General features: G+C 73.2%; 7 protein-coding genes. 4 read left to right on the top strand and 3 right to left on the bottom strand.

Annotation, left to right across the window (positions count from 1 at the left end):
* Positions 1-153: 153 nt before the first annotated feature.
* Positions 154-777, bottom strand: a complete 624-nt coding sequence (locus C1I92_RS32590; protein ID WP_199521825.1) for a DUF2017 domain-containing protein — start codon at positions 775-777, stop codon at positions 154-156.
* Positions 741-1,040, bottom strand: coding sequence for an ATP-dependent Clp protease adapter ClpS (clpS, locus tag C1I92_RS32585; protein WP_111258779.1), 300 nt, complete (start codon positions 1,038-1,040; stop codon positions 741-743). The genes C1I92_RS32590 and clpS overlap by 37 nt, the downstream gene beginning before the upstream one ends.
* A 188-nt stretch (positions 1,041-1,228) precedes the next feature.
* Between clpS and C1I92_RS32580 the strand changes: the two genes are divergently transcribed.
* Together C1I92_RS32580 and C1I92_RS32575 are read left to right on the top strand one after the other, a co-directional pair.
* Positions 1,229-2,527, top strand: coding sequence for a nicotinate phosphoribosyltransferase (locus tag C1I92_RS32580; protein ID WP_111258778.1), 1,299 nt, complete (start codon positions 1,229-1,231; stop codon positions 2,525-2,527).
* Positions 2,524-3,117, top strand: a complete 594-nt coding sequence (locus C1I92_RS32575) for an isochorismatase family protein (protein ID WP_111258777.1) — start codon at positions 2,524-2,526, stop codon at positions 3,115-3,117. The genes C1I92_RS32580 and C1I92_RS32575 overlap by 4 nt, the downstream gene beginning before the upstream one ends.
* 6 nt (positions 3,118-3,123) lie before the next feature.
* On the opposite strand, the gene C1I92_RS32570 is transcribed toward C1I92_RS32575, so the two are convergent.
* Positions 3,124-3,486 (bottom strand): winged helix-turn-helix transcriptional regulator, encoded by a 363-nt coding sequence (locus C1I92_RS32570; protein ID WP_199521823.1) that lies wholly within the window; start codon positions 3,484-3,486, stop codon positions 3,124-3,126.
* Between the two features lie 66 nt (positions 3,487-3,552).
* Between C1I92_RS32570 and C1I92_RS32565 the strand changes: the two genes are divergently transcribed.
* Together C1I92_RS32565 and C1I92_RS32560 are read left to right on the top strand one after the other, a co-directional pair.
* Entirely contained in the window at positions 3,553-4,185 is a 633-nt protein-coding gene (locus tag C1I92_RS32565; RefSeq protein WP_111258776.1) for an NAD(P)-dependent oxidoreductase, read from the top strand.
* Between the two features lie 11 nt (positions 4,186-4,196).
* Positions 4,197-4,772, top strand: a complete 576-nt coding sequence (locus C1I92_RS32560; protein WP_199521822.1) for a P-loop nucleotide/nucleoside kinase family protein — start codon at positions 4,197-4,199, stop codon at positions 4,770-4,772.
* The last annotated feature ends 396 nt before the right edge of the window (positions 4,773-5,168 follow it).

The raw sequence follows: 5,168 nt of genomic DNA, 5'->3' as shown, positions 1-5,168 counted from the left end.
CGCCCGACCCACCGCAATCTCTTCCCGCTCCACCAACGACAACCTCGCCGCCACCACGCCACCTCCACCCCACATCCTGCGGCGTTGCAACCACCGATTGAGTCTGCCCCTGGCGACGCAAAAGGTTGATGATCATGGGAGCGAGAGCGGGGGTCACTCCAGGGCGGAGGAGAGGGTCCGGACCAGCGTCTCCTGGACCCAGCCGAGCCAGTCGTACACGTCGTGAACGTGCCGGCGGGGGTCGTTCTCGTCCAGCGAGAGCCACTCGTCCTCGTCGCTGTCGGTCACGCCCAGCCGGGTGCCCAGCGCGAGCCGCAGGTCCGTCAACGTCCGCAGCCAGGCCTCGGACTCGGCCTGGTCCAGCTCGATCCGGATCTTCTCCCGGTTCTTCGCCGGCTGGACGCCGTCGGCCGTGGCCAGCGACGCGAGCACCGTCGCCGCCGTCGCCGCCTTGCGGTCGCGCAGGCCGCGCTCGGTGAAGCGGCGGAAGTCCGAGGCCGCCTCGGTGTCCTCGCGGTAGCCGTCGGGGAACAGCCGCAGCAGCACCGGGTCGGTCGGCCGCGACGGCGCCTCGTCGGCGAGGCCGAGCTCGGCGGCCCAGCGGTCGCCGGCCTTGAGGTCGGCGGGGTCGTCGCGCACGAGCTCGAGCAGCTGCCCCACGAGGGAGCGCAGCAGCTCGACCTCGACGACGTGGAACGACGCGGCGACGACGCCTCCGCGCGCGCGACGGAACGCGGTGCTCAGACTCGGTCCCCCGCCTTCTGCAGCGTGGCCCACAGGCCGTAGGAGTGCATCGCCTCGACGTCGCGCTCCATCTCTTCCCGCGTGCCGGACGACACGACCGCCTTCCCCTTCTCGTGCACGTCGAGCATCAGCTTTTCGGCCTTGGTCTTCGGATAGGCGAAGTATGCCTGAAAGACGTAGGTCACATAGGACATGAGGTTGACCGGGTCGTTCCACACGATCGTCACCCAGGGCACGTCGGCCTGCGGGACCTCCTCGGCCTCCGGGCGCTCGACCTCGACGGGTGCGGTCGTCATCACGGCCCCCAATGGTGTCATCTTCCGGCCATCACCCCGCGCCGTCCTGCGCTGACATGCGCAACCGTGCTCAGGACCCACGGCATTCCCGCCAGTCCACGACATCTCATCATCCACCCCACGCCACGGCTTCGCCAGTATCCGCATGATCCGGGCCATTCGTGGCGCGGCCGCCTACGCTGGTGGTTGTGTCGGTTACGACGGCCCTGCTCACCGACCATTACGAGCTGACGATGCTGCAGGCGGCGCTGGCCCGCGGCACCGCCGGACGGCGCTCGGTGTTCGAGGTGTTCGCCAGACGCTTACCCGGCGGACGCCGGTACGGGGTCGTCGGCGGTACCGGCCGGCTGCTGGACGCGCTGGAGCAGTTCCGCTTCGACGACGACGCGCTCGGCTTCCTGGAGCGCGAGCACGTCGTCGACGACGCGACGCTGGCGTGGCTGTTCGAGTACCGGTTCACCGGCGACGTGTGGGGCTACGGCGAGGGCGAGGCGTACTTCCCGAACTCGCCGCTGCTGATCGTCGAGGCGTCGTTCGCCGAGGCGGTCGTGCTGGAGACGCTGGTGCTCTCGGTGCTGAACTTCGACTCGGCCATCGCCACGGCGGCGTCGCGGATGACGACGGCCGCCGGCGACCGTCCGTGCATCGAGATGGGCTCACGGCGCACGCACGAGCGGGCCGCCGTCGCCGCCGCCCGGGCCGCGTACGTCGCCGGCTTCGCCACGACGAGCAACCTGGAGGCCGGCCGCGCCTACGGCGTGCCCACGCAGGGGACCAGCGCGCACTCGTTCACGCTGCTGCACGACACCGAGCGCGACGCGCTCACCGCGCAGGTCGACTCGCTCGGCAAGGGCACGACGTTGCTCGTCGACACCTACGACGTCGAGGAGGCGGTCCGGCTGGGCGTCGAGATCGCCGGGCCTGAGCTGGGCGCCGTCCGCCTCGACTCCGGCGACCTGCTGCCGCAGGCCCACGAGGTGCGCGCGCTGCTGGACTCCCTCGGCGCCCGCGACACCCGCATCGTCGTCACCAGCGACCTCGACGAGCACGCGATCGCCGCGCTGGCCGCCGCCCCCGTCGACGCGTACGGCGTCGGCACCCAGCTGGTCACCGGCGCCGGCTCGCCCACCGCCGGCATGGTCTACAAGCTCGTGGCCAGGGCCGACGACGACGGCACGATGGTCTCGGTCGAGAAGAAGAGCGCCGGCAAGGTCAGCCACGGCGGCCGCAAGTACGCGCTGCGTCGCCGCAACGCCCGCGGGATCGCCGAGGCCGAGGTCATCGGCGTCGGGCACTCGCCCGCTGACGATGGCAACGACCGTGCGCTGCTCGTCCCCCTCGTCCGCGACGGCGAGATCGTCGGCCGCGAGCCGCTGGCCGCCGCCCGCGAGCGGCACGAGCGGTCCCGCGCCGAGCTGCCCCGCATCGCGCGGAAGCTGTCGCGCGGTGAACCCGCCATCCCCACCCGCTGGGAGGACCGTCCATGAAGCGCGCACTCATCGTCGTCGACGTCCAGAACGACTTCTGCGAGGGCGGCAGCCTCGCCGTCGCGGGCGGCGCGGACGTCGCGTTCGGCATCGCCGAGGTGCTCAAGCGCTGGTCCGACAGCGACCCGGGCGAGCGCCGCTACGACTACGTCGTCGCCACCCGCGACCACCACATCGACCCGGGCGGCCACTTCTCCGAGAACCCCGACTACGTCGACAGCTGGCCGCCGCACTGCGTGGCCGGCACCGACGGCGTCGCGTTCCACCCGAACCTGGACCCGCAGCCGTTCGACGCGGTCTTCGACAAGGGCGAGTACCAGGCCGCCTACTCCGGCTTCGAGGGGAAGTCGCACGACGGTGTGCCGCTGGCGGACTGGCTGCGCGGCCATGAGGTCGGCACGGTCGACGTCGTCGGCATCGCCACCGACCACTGCGTCCGTGCGACCGCGTTGGACGCCGCCCGGGCCGGCCTGGACACGACGGTGCTGCTGGAGCTCACCGCCGGGGTCGCCGCCGGCACGACGGCGACGGCGCTGGACACGATGCGCGCGGCCGGGGTGCGGCTGGAGGGCGCGCCGATCGTCCGCTGAGTCGTTCTATGCCGTCGCCGCCGCCTCGCGGGCGTCGAGCAGCTCCTCCCAGTGCGCGTCACTCCACGCGCACAGCGCCGCGATGACGGGCAGCATGCTGCGCCCGAGCGGCGTCAGCGCGTACTCGACGTGGCGCACCGGGCCGGTCCGTTCGGTGCGTTCGACCAGGCCGTCGCGTTGCAGGTTCTTGAGCGACGTGGTGAGGGACTGGGCGCTGACGGAGCGCAGCGTCACCCGCAGCTCGGAGAAGCGGCGCGGGCCGTGCTCGAGGCAGCGGATGACCATGCCCGCCCATTTGTCGGCGAACCGCAGCGGCAGCAGCGTCGACGGGCAGACCGGGTCGAACATGTCGGGATCCAGCGGCGGCATGCTCCCTACCGTACTGACCTGCGTGGTCAGCTCGGGGTGACCAGGGCGTCGCCTAGCGTCCGGCGCATGACGCGAATCGTGGTGTTCGGAGCCGGCGGACGAGCCGGGCGGGCGGTGCTGGCCGAGGCGGCTCGGCGGGGCTGGGATGTGACGGCGGTGGTGCGCGACCCCGGGCGGCACTCTGGCTTGGGCCGTGCCGCGGTGGTGGCGGGCGACGTCACTTCCGCGGACTCCGTGGCCGCGTTGTCGGCCGGGCACGACGCCGCCGTCCACGCGGCCGCCTCGCTGGCCGTCCCGGCCGCCGAGTTCTTCCCCGCGGCGGCGTCGGCGCTGCTCACGGGGTTGGGCTCCGCCGGGGTGCCGCGGCTGGTCGCCGTCGGGCTGGCGTCGCAGCTGCCGGACGTGACGGGGACGCCGCTGATCGACACACCCGGCTACCCGTCGGAGTACCGCGACTTCATGCTCGGCCACGGCGCCGGCCTGACCGCGTTCCGCCGCGCGTCGACGCCGGTGGACTGGCTGGTCGTCGCGCCGGCCGGCGACTTCGACCACGGCGGCACGCCGTCCGGCGGGTACCGGATCGTCCCCGGCTCGGCGTCGGCGCTGATCACGTACGCGGACCTCGCGGTGGCCGTCGCGGACGAGATCGAGCGGCCGCGGCACCACCGGCTGCTCGTGGGGGTGGAGGCGGCCGGATAGGGTCGTCAGACGTGACCCCCGCCGTCTGGATGATCGCCGGCGCGCCAGGTGCCGGCAAGACCACCGTCGCCCGGGCGTTGGCCGCTCGCCTCGACCCGACGCCCGCGCTGCTGGACAAGGACACCGTCTACTCGCCGTTCGTGGTCGCGACGCTGGCGGCGAACGGTCGGCCGTTCGGTGAGCGCGAGGGCCCCTGGTACGACGAGCACATCAAGGTGCACGAGTACGCCGGGCTGGCCGACACGGCGCGCGAGGTGCGGTCGGCCGGCTGCTCCGCGATCCTCGTCGCCCCGTTCACCGGCCAGATCCGCTCCCTCGCCGGCTGGTCGGCGTACGTCGAGCGGCTGGGCGGGGACCCCGTGCACCTGCTGTGGGTCCGCTCCGACGGCGACACGCTGCGGGAGCGGATCATCGGCCGCGGTCATGACCGCGACGGCCAGAAGCTGGCGAACTTCGACGAGTTCACCGCGGCCACCTTGCCCGACGTCCCGCCGCCGGCGCCGCACACCGAGATCGACAACCGCCGCGGCGCCCCGCCCCTCGACGACCAACTGGCCGCGCTGCTGGCCGGCAGCTCCGGCCGCTGAGGCGACCGGTCGATCGCGCGCGGGCGGGCGGGCGGCGCTTGGCACGCCCGCGCGCCCTTGGCACGGCGGCGCGTCCTTGGCACGCCTGAGCGTCCCGCTTGGCACGGCGGCGCGTCCCCTTGGCGCGGCGGCGCGTCCTTGGCACGCCTGAGCGTCCCGCTTGGCACGGCGGAGGTCACCTGGCGCGCCCGATATGCCCGCTTCGTGGAGCGCGCCGGCGTGCCAAGGCGGCCACGCACCCCACGAGAGCGGCGCAGGAGCGGACGTTGTCGGTGCGCGTTCGTAAGATGGGCTGCCCACCCAGCCGGGAGGGGCCTGCCCACCCGATAGGTGGGCCGGCCCACCTCCGTGGGCGGGACAGCCCACCCTCCGGGCGGGACAGCCCACCCTGTGGGC

The organism is Jiangella anatolica, assembly GCF_003236295.1.
Classification (GTDB): domain Bacteria; phylum Actinomycetota; class Actinomycetes; order Jiangellales; family Jiangellaceae; genus Jiangella; species Jiangella anatolica.
Note: the sequence above shows the minus strand (reverse complement) of the source record. Positions and strands in the feature narration are given on the sequence as shown.

Excerpts from the sequence above, each read along its gene's own strand:
- clpS (WP_111258779.1), bottom strand. The coding sequence starts at position 1,040 with ATGACGACCGCACCCGTCGAGGTCGAGCGCCCGGAGGCCGAGGAGGTC.
- C1I92_RS32575 (WP_111258777.1), top strand. The coding sequence starts at position 2,524 with ATGAAGCGCGCACTCATCGTCGTCGACGTCCAGAACGACTTCTGCGAG.
- C1I92_RS32570 (WP_199521823.1), bottom strand. The coding sequence starts at position 3,486 with ATGCCGCCGCTGGATCCCGACATGTTCGACCCGGTCTGCCCGTCGACG.
- C1I92_RS32565 (WP_111258776.1), top strand. The coding sequence starts at position 3,553 with ATGACGCGAATCGTGGTGTTCGGAGCCGGCGGACGAGCCGGGCGGGCG.